16 protein-coding genes are annotated in these 19721 nt (G+C 71.7%); 4 read left to right on the top strand and 12 right to left on the bottom strand.

All coding sequences use genetic code 11. The annotated features are described in order from the left end of the window. The first annotated feature begins 56 nt into the window (after nt 1-56). Nucleotides 57-263 (top strand): hypothetical protein, encoded by a 207-nt coding sequence (locus AAH979_RS05325; RefSeq protein WP_346256888.1) that lies wholly within the window; start codon nt 57-59, stop codon nt 261-263. Between the two features lie 178 nt (nt 264-441). Here AAH979_RS05325 and AAH979_RS05320 read toward each other — a convergent pair whose 3' ends face one another. The 11 genes from AAH979_RS05320 to AAH979_RS05270 all read right to left on the bottom strand — a co-directional run bounded on the left by AAH979_RS05320 (nt 442) and on the right by AAH979_RS05270 (nt 15716). After that, the gene (locus tag AAH979_RS05320; RefSeq protein WP_346256887.1) at nt 442-2031 is read right to left on the bottom strand and encodes a glycosyltransferase family 39 protein; all 1590 of its coding nucleotides are present in this window, start codon (nt 2029-2031) and stop codon (nt 442-444) included. Further along, nucleotides 2028-3431: an MATE family efflux transporter gene (locus AAH979_RS05315; RefSeq protein ID WP_346256886.1), complete on the bottom strand. Its 1404-nt coding sequence runs from the start codon at nt 3429-3431 to the stop codon at nt 2028-2030. Before AAH979_RS05315 ends, AAH979_RS05320 begins: the two co-directional genes overlap by 4 nt. Continuing rightward, nucleotides 3428-5077, bottom strand: coding sequence for a glycosyltransferase family 39 protein (locus AAH979_RS05310; RefSeq protein WP_346256885.1), 1650 nt, complete (start codon nt 5075-5077; stop codon nt 3428-3430). Before AAH979_RS05310 ends, AAH979_RS05315 begins: the two co-directional genes overlap by 4 nt. 74 nt (nt 5078-5151) lie before the next feature. After that, complete coding sequence (locus AAH979_RS05305) at nt 5152-8922, bottom strand: beta-ketoacyl synthase N-terminal-like domain-containing protein (RefSeq protein ID WP_346256884.1); 3771 nt, start codon at nt 8920-8922, stop codon at nt 5152-5154. Nucleotides 8923-8967: 45 nt separating this feature from the next. Continuing rightward, on the bottom strand, nt 8968-10017 hold the full coding sequence (locus AAH979_RS05300; RefSeq protein ID WP_346256883.1) for a hypothetical protein: 1050 nt from the start codon (nt 10015-10017) through the stop codon (nt 8968-8970). 20 nt (nt 10018-10037) lie between these two features. Then, nucleotides 10038-10877 (bottom strand): ACP S-malonyltransferase, encoded by an 840-nt coding sequence (locus AAH979_RS05295; RefSeq protein WP_346257094.1) that lies wholly within the window; start codon nt 10875-10877, stop codon nt 10038-10040. A 51-nt stretch (nt 10878-10928) separates the two neighbouring features. Then, the gene (locus tag AAH979_RS05290) at nt 10929-12062 is read right to left on the bottom strand and encodes a hypothetical protein (protein WP_346256882.1); all 1134 of its coding nucleotides are present in this window, start codon (nt 12060-12062) and stop codon (nt 10929-10931) included. Continuing rightward, nucleotides 12059-12508: a hypothetical protein gene (locus tag AAH979_RS05285; RefSeq protein ID WP_346256881.1), complete on the bottom strand. Its 450-nt coding sequence runs from the start codon at nt 12506-12508 to the stop codon at nt 12059-12061. The genes AAH979_RS05290 and AAH979_RS05285 overlap by 4 nt, the downstream gene beginning before the upstream one ends. 263 nt (nt 12509-12771) lie before the next feature. Continuing rightward, the gene (locus AAH979_RS05280; protein ID WP_346257093.1) at nt 12772-13653 is read right to left on the bottom strand and encodes a fructosamine kinase family protein; all 882 of its coding nucleotides are present in this window, start codon (nt 13651-13653) and stop codon (nt 12772-12774) included. Nucleotides 13654-14242: 589 nt separating this feature from the next. Beyond that, nucleotides 14243-14857, bottom strand: a complete 615-nt coding sequence (locus AAH979_RS05275; RefSeq protein ID WP_346256880.1) for a dihydrofolate reductase family protein — start codon at nt 14855-14857, stop codon at nt 14243-14245. Nucleotides 14858-15227: 370 nt separating this feature from the next. After that, the gene (locus tag AAH979_RS05270) at nt 15228-15716 is read right to left on the bottom strand and encodes a MarR family transcriptional regulator (protein ID WP_346256879.1); all 489 of its coding nucleotides are present in this window, start codon (nt 15714-15716) and stop codon (nt 15228-15230) included. Between the two features lie 110 nt (nt 15717-15826). On the opposite strand from AAH979_RS05270, the gene AAH979_RS05265 reads away from it, so the two are divergent. The 3 genes from AAH979_RS05265 to AAH979_RS05255 are packed head-to-tail and all read left to right on the top strand — an operon-like array spanning nt 15827 to nt 18654. Next, a complete protein-coding gene (locus AAH979_RS05265) occupies nt 15827-16876 on the top strand; it encodes an LLM class flavin-dependent oxidoreductase (protein ID WP_346256878.1) in 1050 nt (349 codons plus the stop codon). Then, nucleotides 16869-17900 carry an LLM class flavin-dependent oxidoreductase gene (locus AAH979_RS05260; RefSeq protein WP_346256877.1) on the top strand — a complete coding sequence of 344 codons (1032 nt, stop codon included), beginning with the start codon at nt 16869-16871 and terminating at the stop codon, nt 17898-17900. Before AAH979_RS05265 ends, AAH979_RS05260 begins: the two co-directional genes overlap by 8 nt. Nucleotides 17901-17940: 40 nt before the next feature. Further along, a complete protein-coding gene (locus AAH979_RS05255) occupies nt 17941-18654 on the top strand; it encodes an NAD(P)-binding domain-containing protein (protein ID WP_346256876.1) in 714 nt (237 codons plus the stop codon). A gap of 157 nt (nt 18655-18811) precedes the next feature. Here AAH979_RS05255 and AAH979_RS05250 read toward each other — a convergent pair whose 3' ends face one another. Then, a complete protein-coding gene (locus tag AAH979_RS05250; protein ID WP_346256875.1) occupies nt 18812-19576 on the bottom strand; it encodes an SDR family NAD(P)-dependent oxidoreductase in 765 nt (254 codons plus the stop codon). Nucleotides 19577-19721 lie beyond the last annotated feature (145 nt).

The following is a 19721-nucleotide window of genomic DNA, read 5'->3' as shown; positions in this document are numbered from 1 at the left end:
CGCCAGAAGGCAACCTTCGACGCCCGAAATGCGACTCTTCAAGAGAGGATCACCCCATGCGACTCAGGCTCCGACTGCTTGTTCCGGTACTTGTGACAGGCGCCCTCCTGCCGCTCACCGTCGCCGCCTCCGCGCACGCCGCGGGAAGTGGCGAGGCGCCCGATTCCGGTCTCGTCCAGATGGCGGCCATCACGGTCGTCACCCAGGACCCCGACGACCCCGACGACCCGACCGACGATTGGCCGTGGGACCAGGACGGCTGACATCGCACCTTTCAACCTGAACCGCGCGGCGCTCACGCGCCGCCTCCGACCTCCCGGTCCGCCGGACCGCAGGAGGAGGTTGAAAGGTTCACTGCACGAGCCCGCGCCGAAACGGTGCGGGCTCACGCGTGTCCGGAGTCTGACGCACTCGGCGAGGAACGGAATGTGGACGACGGCGTCACCGCCGCCCGGTTTCGCCGGTCGTCCAGCCGGGCTCCCGCGCCGGGCAGTCCCGCAGCCGGCAGCCCAGACTGCCGGCCGGGTCGACCCGGCGCAGTACGACCGGCGAGTCCGGCGGTCCCCAGGAAGCGACCACCGAACTGTTCCGCCAGGCGCTCACCACCTCGGGCGCCTGCTCCCAACTGATCGCCGGCGTGCCGAGCAGCGACTCCATCGCCCGGCCGGCCAGGAGGTAGTCGACGTCGCGCCACCCGTTCGGCAGTTCGGTGACAGCCTCGGGATCGCGGTCCAGTTTGTAGTGCCAGACGGCGCCGTCCCACCCATTCCCACTCCACCCGAGGCGGACCAGATCGTTCCAGGTGTCGTCGTCGGTGAGCACCACCGTGTCCCGGGGCAGGCTGGCGGCGACGAACGACAGCGCCTGCCGGTACGGGGCGTTCGCGTCCACGGTCAGGGCCGTCCGGGTGCCCGCCACCCACGACGGGGCCGCGGCCAGGACGGCCGCAGCGGCCAGCACCGCCACCGCGACGCGGGCCCCGGCCGACCGGCGGCCGGGCAGGCGGGTCGCCGCGCACCAGCCCTGCCACACCGCGTACCCGATCAGCAGCGCCAGGAACGGCAGCATCGTGATCACGTGCATGGCCGGCAGGTAGCCGCCGGGCCGCGACCCGGCCAGGGCGAGCACGACCGGGATCAACGCGACACCGCGGGTGGCCCGCCGGGCGAGGCCCAGCGGGGCGGCGGCCACCCCGAGCGAGAGCAGGTACGGGTCGAGCGACCACCACGACGCGACGATCCGACGGGCCGTGGAGCCGGGATCGAGGAGGGACCCGGAGCCGCCGCGACCGTGCAGTTGCCACTCGATCGCCCCGAGCAACGGCAAGATGTCGTTGGCGATCGCGACGCACACCACCCAGCCGCCCACGACCAGACCGGCCGCAGCGAGCCAGCGGCCGGCGCCGGACGAGCGGGGCCGGCCCTCGCCCGACGTGAGCAGCGCGACCAGGATGCCCAGCCCAGCCAGGGCGGCGGTCTCCTTGCTGAGGATCGCGACGCCGAAACACACCCCGGACAGCACCGGGCGGCGCCAGCGCGGCGAGCCGGTCGCCGTCGCGAGCGAGGCCAGCAGCCACATCAGCGCGATGTTGTCGAGCAGGATCTGCCGGCCGTAGCAGAGCACCAGCGGCGACAGGCACCAGATCCCGATGATCGCCGACGCCCCGCTCCGGGGCATGCCGAGGTTGCGGGCGACGCGGTAGAGCAGGGCGGCGGAGACCACCATGACCATCGCCAGCACGGCTCGCCCGCCGACCAGGGCCGGCTGACCGCCGGACAGCCACTGCGCCGGGCGCAGCAACGCGGCCAACTGGATCCAGCCCAGCGGCGGATGGTCGTACCAGTAGGTGTAGTGCGCGAGCCGCCCCTCGGTGACCACGGCCCAGGCCTGGGCGTAGTAGGTGCCCTCGTCGTCGTTGCCGAACTCCGGGTAGCCACCGAGGTTGGTCCCGTAGAGGACGGCCACGACGGACAGGCAGGCCGCCAGCGGCAGTGCGGCCCGGAGGTGAGCGGTGCGCCGGGTACTGGTCATGGCCACCTCGCCGGGGTGACGCCGACCCGGCGCCCGCCGGTCACCGCGAGCACCGTGTAGCCCAGGCCGACAACCCAGCCGACGACGACCGCCCAGATCAGCCCGTCCACGCCGAACCGGTCGCCGAGCAGTGCCGACAGCGGCAGACGGACGGCCGCGAAGGAGAGCAGGGTGCAGACCAGCGGGATCGTCGTACGGCCGAGGCCGGTGACGTAGCCGTGGATGACGACCATCAGCGCGTAACAGACGAAGAACGGGTACGTGATGGCGATGTAGCGTCCGATCACCCCGGTCACCACGGGATCGGACACGAACAGTCCGGCGACCAGGTCACGGGAGGTGACCAGGCCGACCGACACCGGCACACTCAACGCGACGGTCAGCCATACGCACCCGCCGACCGCCGTCCGGATCCGGTCGGGGTGACCGGCCCCGGTGTTCTGGGCGACCGTCACCGACAGCGCGGACGCCAGGGCAAGGAAGACCAACGAGGCGAACAGTTCCAACCGGACGATGACGGTGATCCCGGCGAGGACCGCCGTCCCCAGGCCCGCGACGATCCCGAGCAGCACGGTGGCGCCGAGCCCGATCACCAGGTGCTGCGCCGTGATCGGCAGGCCGATCCGGATCCCGGTACGCAACTCGCGGCGCACGGCCGACGCCGTCGGCGCTCTCCCGGACCTGCCGCCGTGCTGCCGGGCCAGCCCGGACAGGCCCACACCGGCGGCGAGCGCGCTCGCGCCGACCGTCGCGCAGGCCGCCCCGGCCAGTCCCAGCTCCAGCGGCCCGACGAACCACCACACCAGCCCGGCGTTGAGCAGGTTGCCCAGGCCGAGCAGCAGCATCGAGGCGCGGGAGTCACCGCGGCCGCCGTAGACCGCGGCGATCGCGGTGAGCCCGAAGACGGGGAGCAGCCCGGCAGAGTACGTCGTGAGGAACAGCCGGGCGTCCTGCGCCACCTGTGCGCCGACGCCCATGGCGGCGAAGGCCGGTCCGGCGAGCGCCAGCGTGAGGCCGACGCCGACCAGCGACCAGAGCACCGTGCCGGTGGCCAAGGCGCGCTGGGCGGCACGGGGATCCTGCCCGGCGCCCGTGAGCTGTCCGATCCGGATCGAGAAGGCCCCGGCGAGCCCGTACGACCCGGTCGACAACAGGTACACCAGCCCCTGGGCGGCGCCCACCGCAGCCAGGCCCGGGCTGCCCAGGAAGTGCCCCACGACCGCGCCGTCCACCAGCAGGTACGACTGCTGCAGCAGGCTCGACCCGGCGACCGGCAGCGCGTAGGACACCGTCCGGCGCAGTACCGGGCCGCGGGTCAGGTCGGTGCGGTCGGCCGGGTCCCGTTCGTCGGTGGCCGTCCCGGGCCGGTGCGGCGCCGGCCCGGCCCGCTCGGCGGTCACCGGCCCCGGACGCCCGGTAGCGTCCGCCCGTACCCGAGGTCGTAGTGGATCAGCGCCGGCCACAACTCCGGCCAGGGCCGGGTGGTGCCGGCGCAGAGCAGCACCGGCTGGCCCTGCGCGTTGTTCGACAGCCCGACGCCGTTGTCGACCACCGCTGCCTGGCGGCAGTCCCGGAAGGCCGCGGAGACCACGGCCGGACTCTCGAACCCCACCAGTACGACCGGCCCGGTGCCGGCGGGCGGTCCCCACTGGGCGTAGCCGGTGTGCCCGCTGAAGGCGCGCGGCAGCCCCAGCGCGGCTCCGTACACGTCCAGGGCCCCGGCGTTGGAGTAGTTGGTCGTGAAGACCACCGCCTGGTCCCGGTCGGACGGCGGGATCTGCCGCCAGACCCGCGAGACGGTACGCGCCAGCTCGGGCCAGCCGACCTCCTCGACGATCATCGGGTTCAGCCGACCCACCCCGCTCGCCTGCAGGTGCCGGACCGGGATCACCGGCAGGCAGCACAGCACGTCGACGACGAACGCCACCGCCAGCATGGTGGCCAGCGCCGCCGGCCGCCACGGGAGCGGTCGCCGGCCGCCCCCGCCGGCCGCCGTGGTGCCGGAGCCGGGCCGGATCGCGGCGGTGGCCCGGCGGCCGCGAGCCAGCCACCGTTCCCCGGCCAGACCACCCAGCGCGGCCAGCGCCGGGCCCATGCCGCAGGTGTAGTAGCCCCGGCCGCGCATGGCCATCACCAGGACCAGCATCAGCAGGTAACCCAGGCCGAGTGCGCGCGCCGGGCGCAGCCGCTCGGCGCGGAAGACGTACCACAGTCCACCGAGAAACAGCGGCAGGGCCGGGGCCGCCAGCATGGTTGCCTGGCCCCACAACTGGCCCAGTGGTCGGCTCTCCGCCAGCGCCGCGATCGAGTCGGCCACCTCGGCCTGCGGCCAGCCATGCGTCGCCTGCCAGTAGACGTACGGCGCGGCGGCCAGCACGGCCGGCACCGCCCCGAGCGCGGTCCACCACGAGCGCAGCAGCCAGCGGGGACCGACCAGCAGCACGGCGACGGCGAGGCAGCCGGCGGCGACGCCGACGAGCACCTTGTTGGTCAGCCCCAGCCCCAGGGCCAGCCCCGCCGGGACCATCCAGCGCGGGTCGGCGGAGGTGCCGGCCCGGACCAGGCACCAGCACAGCACGGCGGTGGCCAGCACGTCGAACGTCCCGGTGACGAAGAGGTGCCCGGTCGTCAGCGCGGTGCCCGAGGCGGCCCACAGCCCCGCCGCGAGCAGCCGAGCGACCGGGCCGCCGCCGAGCAGGCCGGCCAGGGATCCGGCGACGACGACGGCCGCGCAACTGGCCAGCGCCGCCACCGCCCGGACCACCTCCAGCCGCCCGTCGCCGAGCGCGAAGAGGGCGTGCACCGCGACCGGGTTGAAGACCGGCTGGTCCGGATACCCCCAGGCCGGTTCCGCGCCGGCCCGGATGAAGTACAGCTCGTCGATGAACCAGCCGTACCGTCCGGCGGTCGCCATCAGCAGCCCGAACAACCCGGCGGCGACCACCAGTTCCGGGCGCCGCACTGCCAGGCCGGCCATGGGCACGGCGGACGTGCCGGGGCCGGGCCGCAGCCGTACCGCTCCGGGCACCAGTGAACCTTTTTCCATCTCCCCTTGCGGTCCCTCGTGACCGCCGATGGAAGTCGGTGCACCGGCACCGCGCGGTCCAGGTGGAGAAACGTTCATTCGTAGCTGTCCGCCCACTCGGTTCCGTAGCCGGACTCGATCGTCTCGGCGATGGCCTGCACCGAGGCGGCTCCGAGCAGGTCGACCGGGTCGATGCTCAGCCCCAGGGCGCTGCTCAGGTTGCTCGTCACGGCCAGCACGCCGAGGGAGTCGACACCCAGCGTCCGCAGGTCCGCGTCGATCGGCACGGTACGGGCGCCGGTCGCGTGCGCGAGACACCTGGCCACGGTCAGCTCCACGGCGGAGTACTCCCCGTCGGGCCGGCCCACCAGATCGACGGCGACCGCCTGGATCGCGGCCCGGTTCCGTTCGGCCAGCTGCTCCAGCCGGTCCGCCGCGGCGACCGCCGCCGCGTCAACCCGCTCGGCGATCTCGTCCGACAGCGCCATCCGCTGCGCCGGCAGCATCGCGACCAGCTCGCTGGTGTAGTCGATCCGGCCGGCCAGGAAGCGCCGGTGATCCGAGCGCAGCCCGGCCATCAGCAGGTCCAGCCCTTCCTCGGTACGCAGGGCCCGGAACACGCCGTCCTCGTTCGCGCCCGTGGTCACCGCCATGCCGGTGTCCCGCCAGGCCACCCAGTCGATCGCCAGCACCCGGCGGGCGGTGGTGGACCTCTGGCTGGGGTCGGCTCCGCAGGCGTCGCCGACTGTGGACCTCTGGCTGGGGTCGGCTCCGCGGGCGTCGCCGACCGTGGACCTCTGGCTGGGGTCGGCTCCGCAGGCGTCGCCGACCGTGGACGCCGCCACGGCCACCGTGTCCAGGTAGTAGTTCGCCGCCGCGTAGTCGGCCTGGCCCAGCGACGGGAACACCGCCGCGGCCGAGGCCATGTGCACGACGAAGTCCGGTGGATCGTGCCGGGTCAGGGCATCCAGCAGGTAGCCGCCGCGCATCTTCGGCCGGAGTACTCGCCGGAAGTCCTCGACCGTCCGGAACATGATCAGGTTCTCGCCCGGGATGCCCGCCGCGTGCACCACGCCGTCGAGGCGCCCGTGCTCGCGCCGGATCCGAGACACCAGGTCGGTGAGGTGCTCCTCGTCCCCGGCGTCGCCGGCCTCCACCCGGACGTCGGCCCCGAGTTCGACGAGGTCCAGCAGGGCGCGCGCCCGGTCGGCCAGCGGGCCGCCGTCCGGGGTGTGTGCCAGCCGCTCCCACTCCGCGCGGGGCGGCAGCGCAGTCCGGCCGGTCAGGTACAGGCGGACGCCGGGCGCCTGCTGCGCGAAGCGGTGCCCGATGGCCAGGCCGAGGCCGCCGGTACCGCCGCTGATCAGGTAGGCGCCCCCGGGCCGGAGCGGCTCGGTGTCGAGATCGGCCCGGGGTGTCAGCTCGGGGATCTCGCTGAACAGTTCGGCGTGTGGCACACCGTCGCGCAGCGCGTAGACGCCGGGGGAGTCGGCGAGCAGTTCCCGGCCCAGCACCTCATCGGCGGTGGCGTCGTCGGTGTCCACCAGGCGGACGTTCAGTGTCGGGTACTCCTGGATCAGCGTCTTGGCCAGTCCGGCCAGGGCGGCGTTCTCGGCGACCGCCCCGACGCCCGGTTCGACCGCCAGGGCGTTGCGGGTCAGCACCACCAACGTCAGCTGGGCCGCCCGCTGCATCAGCTCCTTGGCCAACAGGAAGAGCCCGACCAGGTTCTTCTCGACCCGCCGGTCGAACTCCGCCAGATCGGCGGCCGGTCGCGGTTCGAAGCCCAGGGCGAACACCAGGTGGGTCGGCTCGTCGGCGAGGAGCCGGTCGGTGGTCGCGGAGAATCGGTCCGGCGCGTCCGGGTCCGGCGGCGGCGGGCTGACCAGCCGTACGCCGGGCAGCGCTGCGGTCAGCCGGGGCCCGGTGTCCGGCGCGTCCCGGTCGACGAGTGCGACCGCCGACACCGGGGTGGTGGCTTTCGCCGCGCCGTCGACCGGGACGAAGGTTACCTGGTAGGCGCCGGATTGCCCGACCGGCCGGCTGTCCCCGAGCAGGCGTGACTCCCAGTCGTCCGGGAACGGTACCCAGGCGCGGGTCTCGTCGAACAGGTACGGCACGAGGCTGACCGTCCGCGGAGCCGGGCCCGGATGCCCGTCGGTGAACTGTTGCAGTAGGTCGACGTCGTCGCCCTGCTGCCAGCCCACCCGCAGCCTCTCCAGCAGGCGGTCGCGCTCGTCCCGGCTGGCTGGCTCCGGGCGCGGGTCACCGGCGTCGGTACGCGCCGAGGGCGGGTCACCGGCAAGGATCGCGGTCAGCCCGTCCCGCAGTTCGCCGATGTCCCGGACCGCCAGACCGACCCGGCGCTCGTGGTGGCTGCGCGAGACGTTCGCGGTGTAGCAGACGTCTGCGAGCCGCCGGTCGAGGTCGCCGCGGGCCAGCCGGTCCCGCAGCGCGTGCAGGATCAGCCGCAGCGAGCGGTCGGTCCGGGCGCTGAGCGTGCAGAGGTATCCGAGCCGGGCGTCGGGCTCGGACACCGGCGCGTCGGCCGTCGGATCGACGTACTCCTCGAGGACCACGTGCGCGTTCGTGCCGCCGAGACCGAAAGCGCTCACCCCGCACCGGCGGACCCCGTCGCGCTCCGGCCACGGTTCGAGTTCGGTCGGCAACCGCACCGGGGAGGCGGCGAAGTCGATGTCGGGGTTGGGCTGCCGCAGGTAGGACAGCGGGGCGATCTGCCGGTTCCGCAAACCCTGCACCGCCTTGATCATCCCGAGGACTCCGGACCCCTCGAAGAGGTGCCCGACGGTGGTCTTGACCGTGCCGACCGCGCAGAAGCCGCACTCGTCGGTCACCCTGCGGAACGCCCGGGTCAAGCCGTCGATCTCCACCGGGTCGCCGATCCGGGTCGCCGTCCCGTGCACCTCCAGATAGCCCAGGGTGCGCGGGTCGATCCCGGCCCGCTGCCAGGCCGAGGCCAGCAGCCGGGCCTGCGACTGCGCGTCCGGCCCGGTCATCGACTCGGAATTGCCGTCGTGGTTCACCGCGCTGCCCTTGATCACCGCGAGGACCTGGTCGCGGTCGGCGAGTGCCCGGTCCAGGCGCTTGAGCACCAGGGCACCGGCCCCCTCGCCCATCCCGGTGCCGTCGGCGGAGTCGTCGAACGTCCGGGTCGTGCCGTCGGACGACTCGATCCCGATCCGGTGGGAAGCGCGCTTGACCGGCAGCAGCATCACCCGGGAGCCAGCCACCACGGCCATGTCGCAGTCGTCGGCGAGCAGAGCCGTCCGGGCCAGGTGTACCGCGACCAGCGACGCCGAGCAGGCGCTGTCCACCACCATGCTGGGACCCCACAGATCGAGCAGGTACGACAGCCGGTTGGCGAGCATCGTCGGGATGTTGCCGGTGATGCCGAGCTGGTTCACCGAGGAGTCGATCGTCGACCAGTACTCGGCGTAGTCACCGCCGGGATTGGCGGCGAAGCCGACGTACACACCGGTCCGGCTTCCCCGAACCCGCTCGCCCACATAGCCGGCGTCCTCGAGGGCGCGGTAGGTCGTCCGTAGCATGAGCCGCTGGTGCGGGTCGGTGAGCGCCGCCTGGGCCTGGGTCATCCCGAAGAACTCGTGGTCGAACAGGTCGATCCGGTCCAGGTAGCTGGCCCGGTGGTACTCGGGACCGGCCAGATCCGGCCGCTGGCCGAGGGCGGTCCGGTCCCGGTGACGGACGAACTCCTCGACGTCGCGCCGGCGCCGGGCCGGAAACGGTCGGGTGAGGCTGCGACCGGCCGCCACCAGCTCCCACAAGCCTTGCGGATCGGAGGCTCCCGGGATCTCGACGGCCTGGCCGATGATTGCGATGTCCATGCTCGGCACCTTCGACTTCAGTGGTGGTGGGGCGGCCGGTGCCGCTCAACCGGGAAGGGTGATCGTCACGGCTCCGGCGGCCAGCTCGGCCTTGAGCTGGCGCAGGCAGGTCACCTCGGCCGTCCGGAGGGTCTGCAGCTCACGGCGCCACGGGCCGAGGTCGCCCGGGCCCTGGCCGCCCAGGTACCCCATGGCCCGGCCGAGCAACTGGGACAGCAGCGCCGCCAGCCGGCGGTACGTGGTCACCACCTCCGGGCTGTGCGAGGTGTACCGGAGGAACCGGTAGAACAGGTTCCGGGAACCGGCGAGCATCCGCAGCAGGTCGGCGCTGGCCACCTGCTGGTCCAGGTCGGGGCGGCAGGCCCGGTCGGTGAGCAGCAGCTGGGGCAGGGCCTCGTACGCCTCGAATCCGTCCTGCAGCCCGGTGATGCTCTGCCGGTAACGCTCGGCGAACATCTCCGGTTGCGGTGCCCCGGTCCTGCGCAGGCTCAGACAGTCCACGAACCAGTGCTCCGGGTCGGCGGTGGCGGCGGCCGTCACCTCGGCAACGGCGAGGTACTCGGGGCGGAACTCGGGTCCCTCGTCGGTGGTGTCCGGGGTCACCAGCCACTCGCCGTCCTCGGACACCCCGCACACCATCACGCCGTGCGCGCCGCGCCCGCCGCCGTCGGGGCGCCCACGGCGGCGCATCAGGTCGGCCCAGTAGCCGACGTCCGCGGCTGGCGCGTAGAAGGTCACCGGCTGGCCAGCCGCCACGAGGCCGGGTAGCCGCGGCAGCAGGTCGAGGTCGGCATGTCCCATCCACTGCACCTCGTAGCCCAGGGCCGCGAGGTCCTCGATGTCGCACAGGTCCTGCCGCATCGTCCAGCGTGGCTGCTGCTGGATCGCGCAGTGCCGGTAGTAGTCGGTGGTCCTGCCGAGCGCACCGTAGGTGAGCAGGTCAGCCATTTGCGTCACTGCCCGCAGGTAGGACAGGGCCTGCCGTTGCCGGCACTCCAGGTACATGGTGGGGTCGGCGTTGACCAGGCGATCGGTGGCACTCAACTGGCGGACCGGGCCGACCGGGGTCGCCACCACCTCGGTCGCGGCGGACACCGCCGCGCCTGCGGCCGCCCTCAACGGACCGCTCCGATCATCGCGGTGAGGGTGCTGCCCTCCAACTCGTCCACCTGGGTCACCCCGAGCCGGCGCAGCCGGTGCACCACCGCCACCCACTCCACCGGGCTGACCAGCTGGCGGGTCAGCAGCTCGGCCGCGGACGCGGGGTCGAAGTCCGCACCGGTGACGCTCGAGACGACCAGGGTGTGCCCGGGGCCGAACGACGCCTCCCGCAGGGCCCGGGCGAAGCGGACCCGGGCCGGAGCCATCAGCGGGGTGTGGAAGGGCCCGCTGACCCGCAGCGGTAGCACGTTGTTCGCCCCGGCGGACCGCAGCAGCCGCGACACCAGCCCGAGCTGGGCGGTCTGCCCGCCGAGGGTCACGTGACGGTCGCTGTTCCGGTTGGCGAGGAACACCTGGTTCAGGTTGCTGCGGCGGATCACCCGCTCGACCTCGTCGGCCGGCAGCCCGAGTACCGCCACCATGCCGCCGTCGCGGACCTCCGCCATCGCGAGCGCGCGTTCCCGTACCAGGCGCAGCCCGCTCATCAGGTCCAGGATTCCGGCGGCCACCAGCGCGTTGAACTCGCCGAGGCTGTGACCGGCGAAGACGGCGTACTCGCGGGGGCCGTCGTCCTCGGCGTGGGCGAGCGCCCGAAGCGCGTTCACCAGGAAGATGGTCGGCTGGGCGTACCGGGTGTCGGTCAACTGGGCGACGTCGCCCCGCTCGGACATCTCGCGCGGCGACCAGCCCAGGACGTCCTCGGCGGCGGCGACGATCTCGGGATAGCGCCGGAACAGCTCGGCGCCCATACGCGGACGTTGAGTGCCCTGTCCGGGGAATACCAGTCCGTACATACGTGTGCCCTTCTCGATGTTCTCTTCCAGGTCGGTCACCAGCGGCCCGGTTCAAGCCGCGGTGGCCGGCCGCACCGGGATGTACTCCAGGACGTCGCCCTGCGGTTCCAGGCATTTGCGGGTGAACATCCGCACCGCGATTCCCGGGCCGAAGTCGAACGCCCGCGACGGGCGGTGCTCGGCCATCACCGATCGCACCGTGGCCGACCAGTCCAGTGGCCGGCAGATAACCTGCGACAGGCAGTCGGCGTAGAGGTCCCCGGCCCGCTGCAGGTTCCGCGGAAAATCGGTGGCGTACACCGGCGCGGCGAGCCGGGCGCTGGTGATCGACGTGCCGGCCCAGGCCCGGTCCGCGTTCAGGTGGTCGAGCACCGGCGCCAACCGGCTGTTGTGGAACGGGACCGTGCTGCGCAGGAAGGCGTAGCCGGCGCCCGCCCCGGCGAATGCCGCCCGGTGCCGCAACCACAGCTCGAGCAGTCCGCTGGTGCTGCCGCAGAGGACGGCGTCGCAGGGGCCGTTCACCAGGCCCAGTTCGACTGGGCGCCCGCCTTCCGCCAGGTGCTCGGCCAGCAGGTCGCGGAGCCGGTCCACCGCCAGCCCGGACACGGCGACCATCGGCCCGGGACGCCCCTTGGCGCCGCTGAGCTGGGCGTACCGGCGCACGAGTCCCGGTTCGCCGTGCGGGTCACCGGCCGCCTGCTGGCAGCGCAGCAGGGTCAGCGTCGTCATCGCCATCGACTCGTGAGCGTCCCGGAGGAACTGCTGCTGGCCGCCGTCGGGCCGCAGCGTTGCGATCACCGCGGAGATCAGGCCGAGGCTATGGCCGAGGCCGATCACCGGGCCGGACCAGGCTGCCCGGGCATCCGGCCGGAGCAGGCACAGGTGCATGAGGTGGGTGAGCAGCCCTTCGACCACCGAGGACCGCAGCGCCGCCGGGGTGATCGGCGCCTGACCACGAAACCAACCGCGTAGCGGGATCCCGTCCGGCGTCAGGTGCCGGGCGCCGTCCGCGCCGAAGCGGTGGACCGCCCGGTCGACGGCCTCCGCGGCGACCTCAAGGAGCTGCCGGTCACCGGGGCGCCGATAGAGGTTCTGTAGCTGACGGACCAGGCCGGGACCGGACGCCCCGAAGCCCGAGAACAGCAGGAGCGAGGACGCGGATCCCTGCCGACCCGAGGAGGTCATGCGGATCCTCCTTGGGGCAGGCTGGTGGTCTCGGCGGTCTTCCTCAGCGCGCTCAGCCAGTCCCGCAGCGGGGACTCGGGCGCGGTGCGCAGGTTGGACGGGTCGGCCCGTACGGGCTCGCCAGCCCAGGACTCCTCGGTCCGGTCAAGGACGCCCGCCGGCCGCGGCGTGAACGTACCCAGGTGCAGGTGCAGGCCGTCGATACCGTGCGTCCGGCGGTCCCGGGCGATGCGCCGCTGTGGCACGAGCTCACCGATCGTGGACGTGATCTCCAAACCCGCGGCGAGCCAGTCGAAGGTCGCTCCGCGCAGGTTCGCCCGCTCGATGTACGGGTTCCGGTCCGACCGACGGTCGACGGTGGTGTGCGGGTCCCGCACCGTGCTGAGCGCGGCGTGGGTGAAGGGCTCCAGTTCGACGATCACCGGGGCGTTGCGGTTGACGTCCATCGCCATATCCGTAGCGTTCCCGGCCGGCCGGCAGCGGACATCCGGCAACTGACGCGACTTCATCCATAGAAGTACGTCTATATGTGTTCTTCGTGTCGTGCCGACCCTCGTTCGACGGTCCTGACCTGGGTTTGCGGCTCGTGTCGGGCCGCCCGGTGGTACTGTCCGGTCAACCTAGGGCCCGCGCAGTGGTGGAAAGGCTCTGCTACGTCCGCGGCCCCGAAGGCGTCATGGCCTTCCGCGATCGACGGTCGGGCCTCTGGTCAGGTGCGCGTCCGGAACGGGGCAAGGGTGGCACGGATCTGGTCGGCCGCGCCCCAGTCGTCGTCGAACTGGGCCAGCACGGCGAGGTGTTGTCGCAGCTGGACAATTGGCATGCGGGACCGCCAGTCCCGGTCGAGGGAGGTCAGCTCCGCATAGACCTCGAAGAACCGTTGCGCCTCGGGCGGGGGCGAGGTGGACCACACATGGGCGAGGTCGACCTCGGCCCACAGGTAGGACACCGCCGGGTCGATCAGCGCGGGCTGCCCGTCCGGGGTGGCCAGGACGTTCTGTGCCCACAGGTCGCCGTGCGTCAGGCATGCCGGCCGGTCCGGCAGCAGGTCGGGCAGCCGGTGACACAGCCGCTCCAGCGCCGCCCGGTCTGCGGGGTCGAGTGCCGCCTCGACGCGGGGCTGCCCGAGCCACCGAAGCAGCCGATGCTGTGCGAAGAACGCAAAACCGTCGTCATCCCAAGTGTTGATCTGCCGGCGGCGGCCCAGCCAGTTGTCGCGGTGCCATCCGAAGCGAGGATGGGTCGTGCTCAGGTGCAGGCGAGCGAGCGCGTGCGCGAACTGCTCCCAGAAGGTCTCACTGCGCGGCCTCGGCCGCAGCACCGACAACACAAGCAGTTCTCGGTCCGCCAGGATCACCTCGGGGGTCGCCACGCCGCCGAGCTCGCGTAGCGCGGCCAGCCCTTCGGCCTCCGCGACGAAGACGTCGTCGGCAGGCGTGTCGGCGAAGGCCTTGACGAAGACCGAAGGCGCGTCCCGGCGGGTGGCTACGCCCGCGAGCGCCGCGACCCCACCCGTCGCCGGCTGCACTGTGACGACATCGCGCATCCCGGCCCGGAGCAGGCACTCCAGCAGGAACGTCGCCGAGTGCATCACGAAGGGCTCCTCCTGGCCGGGTTGCTTGTTCGCCAGATGCTAGTCACCATCTCCGGACTCCTCGCCCGCGGCGAGGACCGTCTCGCCGTCGGCGGCGCGGGTCCGGTCCCGCATCGCGCCGCACTGATTCGGGTTGGCCTGGGTATTCGGCGACGCGCCGGCGGAGTCGTCTGAGCAAATGCCGTACCGGGTATTGCTGCCCGAGGTGCCGCTGCGCCGGGTCCGGGATGGCGTTGGTGGTGGCGTGCAGCCAGCGTTCCAGCCGGGCCAGAAGTTCGTCGCGGGGCGGTAGCACTCCCGTACCAAAGGAGTAGTTTTCGCGGATTCCGCCCGGCTTTGTCGGGTCAGACATGCAGGGTGGGCCGCGCCAGTCGCCGCTGGCGGCGCCGTAGCCGTCGAGGCTGGAGAAGACGTCGAAGGTGTACGTGGCGGTCACGGTGCTCTCCTTGAGTAACGGTTGATCGGGTGTGCTGAGACAGCCTGGCCACACGTCGGGTTGCTGACCACATCAACATGTTTGGGCACTGCCCCCGGTGCGGTGCTCAGTAGGACGGGGAGGGTGCGGTACCTGGGTCACCTGTCCAGGTCAGGCAGTGGCCGTCGCATACCGCGGGCGGCCGGTGGGCCGGTAGACCTGGATCGTTGTCCCCTTCGGGGTGGACCGCGATTGCACCAGGTCGAGCGCTGCGTCCGGGCCGGCGTCGGGGAACAGCCGTGTGCCCTGGCCGACGATCACGGGGCTGACGAGCAGGGTGATCTCGTCGACAAGCTGGTTGTCGAGCAGCCAGCGGATCAGGGCGCCGCTGCCGTGCACCTGAAGCTCACCTCCCGGCCGGGCTCTCAGCTCGCCGACGGCGACCGCGAGGTCACCGGAGAGGACGGTCGTGTCCGCCCACCGCGGATCGGTGAGTGTGGTCGATGCGACGTACTTCGGCCGGGTGTTCAACGCCGTCCAGATGGGGTTGTCGCCCGGGTCTGCCCAGGTGCCCCAGGAGCCGGCGAAGATTTCGTAGGTCCGCCGGCCGAACAGGAACGCGTCGGCGCGCTGGTAGACCTGGTTCAGGAACGTCCCGGCCTCGTTGTCCCATACCGGCGCCTGCCATCCGCCCCGCTCGAACCCGCCCCGGCGGTCCTCGTCCGGCCCGCCGAGTCCCTGCATCACGCCGTCGACGGTGATCATCGTGGTGGTAGTGAGCTTCACGATCGTGGTTCCCTTCTCGGGGGCCGCCGCCCCTCGGGCCGCCTCTCACCCCAGCTACGAACGCCACAGCCTCGATCCGACACGCACCGCCGAGATTTCTTGGAGAAATTTCGTACGCCGCGGGGCGAGTAGGGTTCGCCGAGGTACTTCTGCGAGATCAGGTCAATGCTCAGCAGGCCGGATCGCCCTCGATCCGTTCCGTGCCGCCACCGCGCGGTTCACGGCCGCCGTCGCGGCTGGTTGCGATCAACATGCACCGGCACCGTACGCCGCACCGGCGTCGCACCCGCTCCCACCTGACCGAACAGATCCCGGACCGCGAAGGGCTCTCCGCCCCGGAGGCTGGTGAACGGATGTGAATCCCCGGCCCTCACTCCTTGCCGTAACCGTCGAGGCGCGCACGAAGTGCCGCGGCGATCTCGCCCGCTGTGACGAGTCGCTCCGGCGTGAGCGCGTCCACGAAGAGTTCGCGGACGGCGCGCAGGTGCGGAACGGTGGACCGCGCGAACGCCTCAGCGCCGGTGGGGGCGAGCAGGATCTCCGCCCCCCGGTTGTCCGTGGCGCACTCCTCGCGGCGGATGAGTCCGCGCCGCTCCATCCGGCCGAGGTGATGGGAGAGGCGGCTGCGCTCCCAGCCGATGTGTGCGGCGAGTTCCGAGGAGCGCATCCGCGACTCTGGCGCCTCGCTGAGGGCGAGCAGTACGGCGTAGTCGCCCGGCGACAGCGAGGACTCGCTCTGCAGGCGTGACGCTAGTTCGGATCTCAACCTTTCCGCTGTTTCGATGAAGTCGCGCCAGATCCGCAGCTCCTCGGCGGTGGGCAACTGGCGTCCGCGCCGCCGGGGTGTGGTTTCCGTCATCACACCTCCTGGTTGACATGTCAATTACACGTTACCATGATTGACGTGTCAATTAACTGGGCGTCTCTGGCGGCGCAGGGAGCACGCCGGGACCGGAGCAGGAGGCAGCCATGACAGCCCAAGCTTTCGAGCTGGGACTCGATTCGTTCGGGGAGGTGGCTACCGACGGCGATCGCATCCTGAGTGACGCCGAGACCGTACGGTTGCTCGTGGCGGAGGCCCGGCTCGCCGAGTCGGTCGAGCTCGACGTGTTCAGCGTCGGTGAGCACTACCGGGAGGGCCACAACGACTCGGCGACGCCCGTGCTGCTCGCGGCGATCGCGACGGCGACCGAGCGGATCCGGCTCGGCACCTCGGTCACGGTACTCAGCACGAACGATCCCGTCCGGCTCTATCACGAGTTCTCGACGCTGGACGCGGTGTCCAACGGCCGTGCACAGGTCGTCCTCGGACGCGCCTCGGCGACCGAGTCGTTCCCGCTGTTCGGCTACGACCTGGCGGACTACGAGCGGCTGTTCGAGGAGAAGCTCGATCTCTTCGTACGCCTTCAGCGGGAAGAACAGGTCACCTGGTCGGGCACCGTACGCAGCCCTCTTGTGGCGCAGCGGCTGCACCCGCGGATGCGGGCGGGCGGCATCCCGACCTGGATCGGCGTGGGCGGCAGCCCGAACTCGGTGGTCCGCGCCGCCCGCCACGGACTCCCGCTCATGCTCGCGATCATCGGGGGGCGCCCGCAGCGCTTCGCCGGCCACGTCAACCTCTATCTCCAGGCGCTCGAACAGTTCGGGCATCCGGTGCAGCCGGTCGGACAGCACTCGCTCGGCCTCGTCGCCGACACCGACGAGGAGGCGGTGGAGACCTGGTGGCGATACTGGCACCCGGTCGTGACCCAACTCGCCCGGGAACGCGGGTTCTACAAACCGGACCGTGCACGCTATGCGGCTGAACTCGACCGCGGGGCGCTGTTCGTCGGGTCGCCCGAGACGGTCGCGCAGAAGATCGCCACCGTGGCCCGCGACCTGCGACTGAGCCGCTTCGACCTGAAGTACGACATCATGCACCTGCCCCGCGAGGCCCGCGCCCGGACGATCGAGCTGCTCGGCCGCGAAGTCGCCCCCCGGGTCAAGGAACTGCTCGCCAAGGAGCCCGCCCATGTCTGATCTCGTGTTCGGCCTCGACACCTTCGGGGACGTGCCGGAGGACGACTCCGGTAAGCCCGTCTCCTACGCCGCCGCCATCCGACAGGTCGTCGACGAGGCGGTGCTGGCGGACGAACTCGGCGTCGACGTCATCGCCCTCGGCGAACACCACCGACCGGAGTACGCGGTCTCGACACCGGAGACCGTGCTCGCCGGCATCGCCACCCGTACCTCACGGATCCGGCTCGCCTCCGGCGTGACCGTGCTCAGCTCGGACGACCCGGTCCGGGTGTTCCAACGCTTCGCCACGGTGGACGCGCTCTCCCACGGCCGCGCCGAGGTCATCCTCGGACGCGGCTCGTTCACCGAGTCCTTCCCGCTGTTCGGTTACGACCTGGCCGACTACGACGTGCTGTTCGAGGAGAAGATCGAGCTGTTCGTGAAGCTGCTCGACGAGAAGCCGGTGACCTGGAGCGGCACCACCCGCGCCCCGCTCGAGCGCGCCGACGTATTCCCGAAGACCGAATCGGGGCGCCTGACCACGTGGGTGGGCGTCGGTGGCTCGCCACAGTCGGTCGTACGCACCGCGCGCTACGGCCTGCCGCTCATGCTCGCCGTCATCGGCGGTACGCCCGAACGCTTCGCCCCCTACATCGACCTGTACCGGCGGGCGGCAGCGCAGTTCGGCACGCCCGCGCACCCGGTCGGGATGCACTCGCCGGGCTTCATCGCCGACACGGACGAGGAAGCGATCGAGGTGTTCTGGCCCCGCTACCGGGTCATCCGGGACCGGATCGGTGCGCTACGCGGCTGGCCGCCGATCCGCCGGGAGGAGTTCGACGCCGAGGTCGAACGCGGCTCCCTCTACATCGGCTCGCCGGAGACCGTCGCCCGCCGCATGGCCCGCGCGATCAGCAGCCTCGGCGTCGGCCGGTTCGACCTCATCTACACGGCGGGATCACAACCGGCCAGCGCCCGGATGCGCGCGGTGGAACTCTACGGCGCCAAGGTTATCCCCCTGGTCCGTGACATCCTCGCTGGCTGACCGGCGGGGCCGCCGCCACACCGACACCCGGAAGGAAGACATGGACGACAGCGCCCGGACCGAACCGCGAACCCTCGGCATCCTCGGCGCCGGCAAGGTGGGCACCGTGCTCGCTCGGCTCGCCCTGGCCGCCGGCTACCGGGTACTCATCGCCGGCTCCGGCGACCCGGCGAGGATCGCCCTCACCGTCGAAGTGCTCACCCCGGGGGCGGTCGCCACCACCGCCGTTGACGCCGCCACCAACGCCGATCTCGTCATCCTCGCCCTCCCGCTCGGCAAGTACCGCACCATCCCCGCCGAGGCGCTGCGCGGCAAGCTCGTCATCGACGCGATGAACTACTGGTGGGAAGTTGACGGAATCCGCGACGACCTCACCGACCCACGCACCTCGTCGAGCGAGATCATCCAGGCGTTCCTTCCCGGTTCCCGCGTCGTCAAGGCGTTCAACCACCTCGGCTACCACGACCTCGAGGACGAGGCTCGCCCCGGCGGGGCGGCCGGCCGCAAGGCCATCGCGATCGCCGGCGACGATCCCGATGATGTTGCCGCCGTCGCCACCCTCGTTGACGCGCTCGGCTTCGATCCGGTCGTCGCGGGCCCGCTGGCCGAAGGGATGCGGTTCGGACCGGGCACCGAACTCTTCGGCGCCGACGTGGACGCCGAAAAGGTCCGAGCCATGCTCGACCGTTTCTGGCAATCGGAGCGCGGCAAAGCCGTCGCCCACGCCCGAGCTGGGAGCCTCGGGGAGGCATAGGGGTTCCCGCGACACCAGGTAGTCCACAGCTCAGCCGGTCCGACGGCGGCGCGGGTGCCGGCCGACGCGAAGGGCGGGCCCGCGAGCCCGGCGTTCGGCGACGGACCGCAGAGAGGGGCGGCCTGGCCTCGCCGGTGTCGGGGAAAGCCGCCGCAAGCTACCAGGCGGTCGCGCCGCCCTCGACCGGAAAGTTGGAACCGGTCAGGTACGACGCCCGATCGGTTGCAAGGAAGGCCGCCAGTTCGACGACCTCCTCGGGTTGGGCAAAACGCTTGAGGAGCGTCTTGCTGGTTATCGCGTCCCGCGCTGCCTGGTTGCTGCCGAGGTCGCGGTCACTGGCCGGAGTCAGGACGGGTCCAGGACTGATGGCCAGCACACGGATGCCATGGGGTGCGCCTTCGAGCGCGAGCTGCCGGGTCATGCCGATGATGCCGGCGTTCGCCGCACAGTGCCCGACCATCGGCGGGACCTCGCCAGCGATCATTCCAGCCATTGACGCGACGTTGATGATGACGCCACCACCCCGCCGGACCAGGTGCGGCCACGCGAACTTCGACACGAAGAAGGGAATGTCGAGTTCGCCGGTTATCGTCGCCCGCCAGTCTTCGACCGAGAAGTCGGGCATCGGACCGAAGCGTAACGACGCCGCGTTGTTGTAGACCACGTCGAGTCCGCCGTAGGCTGCCGCGGCGTTCTCGACGAACTGCCGCGTCTGCTCCGGTTCGGTGAGATCGACCGGCGCGATGCCCGTCATCTCACCACCGCCGCGACGTACGAGTTCGACCGTCTCGTCGTTGCCAGCAGCCTGGATGTCGCAACCGACGACCCTTGCGCCCTCCCGTGCAAAGACCAGCGCCGCGGTGCGGCCCATGCCCCCACCGGTGCCCGTGACGAGCACCACCTTCCCGTCGAGCGTTCCCACGGAACTCCTCCAGGCTCGCGAACTGTACAGCGGCCTATGGGCGGCGATCTCGATATCCCATACCTGTGGCATCGTCACCACAGCGCACAAGCCAGTCTCTGGCCGGCGAAGACCCCCTGACCACGTCTGGCAATCTTCCTTCCGC

The sequence above is a fragment of the Plantactinospora sp. ZYX-F-223 genome, from assembly GCF_039649625.1.
Classification (GTDB): Bacteria; Actinomycetota; Actinomycetes; order Mycobacteriales; family Micromonosporaceae; genus Plantactinospora.
Note: the sequence above shows the minus strand (reverse complement) of the source record. Positions and strands in the feature narration are given on the sequence as shown.

Excerpts from the sequence above, each read along its gene's own strand:
- AAH979_RS05325 (WP_346256888.1), top strand. The coding sequence starts at position 57 with ATGCGACTCAGGCTCCGACTGCTTGTTCCGGTACTTGTGACAGGCGCC.
- AAH979_RS05320 (WP_346256887.1), bottom strand. The coding sequence starts at position 2,031 with ATGACCAGTACCCGGCGCACCGCTCACCTCCGGGCCGCACTGCCGCTG.
- AAH979_RS05310 (WP_346256885.1), bottom strand. The coding sequence starts at position 5,077 with ATGGAAAAAGGTTCACTGGTGCCCGGAGCGGTACGGCTGCGGCCCGGC.
- AAH979_RS05305 (WP_346256884.1), bottom strand. The coding sequence starts at position 8,922 with ATGGACATCGCAATCATCGGCCAGGCCGTCGAGATCCCGGGAGCCTCC.
- AAH979_RS05295 (WP_346257094.1), bottom strand. The coding sequence starts at position 10,877 with ATGTACGGACTGGTATTCCCCGGACAGGGCACTCAACGTCCGCGTATG.
- AAH979_RS05290 (WP_346256882.1), bottom strand. The coding sequence starts at position 12,062 with ATGACCTCCTCGGGTCGGCAGGGATCCGCGTCCTCGCTCCTGCTGTTC.
- AAH979_RS05285 (WP_346256881.1), bottom strand. The coding sequence starts at position 12,508 with ATGGACGTCAACCGCAACGCCCCGGTGATCGTCGAACTGGAGCCCTTC.
- AAH979_RS05280 (WP_346257093.1), bottom strand. The coding sequence starts at position 13,653 with ATGCACTCGGCGACGTTCCTGCTGGAGTGCCTGCTCCGGGCCGGGATG.
- AAH979_RS05270 (WP_346256879.1), bottom strand. The coding sequence starts at position 15,716 with ATGACGGAAACCACACCCCGGCGGCGCGGACGCCAGTTGCCCACCGCC.
- AAH979_RS05265 (WP_346256878.1), top strand. The coding sequence starts at position 15,827 with ATGACAGCCCAAGCTTTCGAGCTGGGACTCGATTCGTTCGGGGAGGTG.
- AAH979_RS05260 (WP_346256877.1), top strand. The coding sequence starts at position 16,869 with ATGTCTGATCTCGTGTTCGGCCTCGACACCTTCGGGGACGTGCCGGAG.
- AAH979_RS05255 (WP_346256876.1), top strand. The coding sequence starts at position 17,941 with ATGGACGACAGCGCCCGGACCGAACCGCGAACCCTCGGCATCCTCGGC.